This window comes from Bacillus sp. 220_BSPC, assembly GCF_001054655.1.
GTDB classification, from domain to species: Bacteria; Bacillota; Bacilli; order Bacillales; family DSM-1321; genus Peribacillus; species Peribacillus frigoritolerans.
Map to the genome: position 1 here is coordinate 1 of NZ_JVPL01000172.1, position 552 is coordinate 552.

At 33.2% G+C, this 552-nt stretch carries 2 protein-coding genes; both read right to left on the reverse strand.

Annotated elements, in window-relative coordinates; translation table 11 throughout:
- Positions 1-125 (reverse strand): YitT family protein (locus ADA55_RS28440; RefSeq protein ID WP_202188903.1); only part of this gene is annotated, 125 nt, incomplete at its 3' end.
- A 269-nt stretch (positions 126-394) separates the two neighbouring features.
- Positions 395-552, reverse strand: a 158-nt coding sequence (locus ADA55_RS28445; RefSeq protein ID WP_153246119.1) for a DUF1657 domain-containing protein, incomplete at its 5' end; no start/stop codon positions are given.

A 552-nucleotide genomic window follows, 5' to 3' on the forward strand; every position in this document is an offset into this window, starting at 1 on the left:
ATGATGAGGGCAATGCCTGTAATCCCTCCATCTAATAAATGATGGGGAACTAAAAAGCCGTTTATTCCGATACTCAATAATAGACTTCCTATAATAATAGCCGTGATTTTCTGAAAAATATACATCACCTTTTATCATGTGTTTATGGCTAATATATGTACAAGCATATGATTTCAGAATGAGGCTAAGATTTGTAACTTAGTTGAAAGCAACTCTTTTTAAAAAGGGGCGTGACAAGTTGAATTTCCCTTTAGTCTACATATACATATAAAGTCTCCTTTTACTGGGAATACGTTTGATAACTCTTTGGGTGAGCTATAGGAGGCATTTATCTGCCTCCTATATTTTTGTAACTATTTAAATAAACCATGAACTTATAAAACCGATCATACAATCAACTTTTTAAGATGTGGGTAACGTTATCAATCGCTTTTTGTAGTTTTTCACTGTTTTCTTCATATATCTGCTTGGCTTCTTTATTTTCTGTTCCTAGTGCAAATAGTTCTAAGTCTGCTTGGCATTTTTTCATAGTCGAAAGAAGTAAAGGCCTTT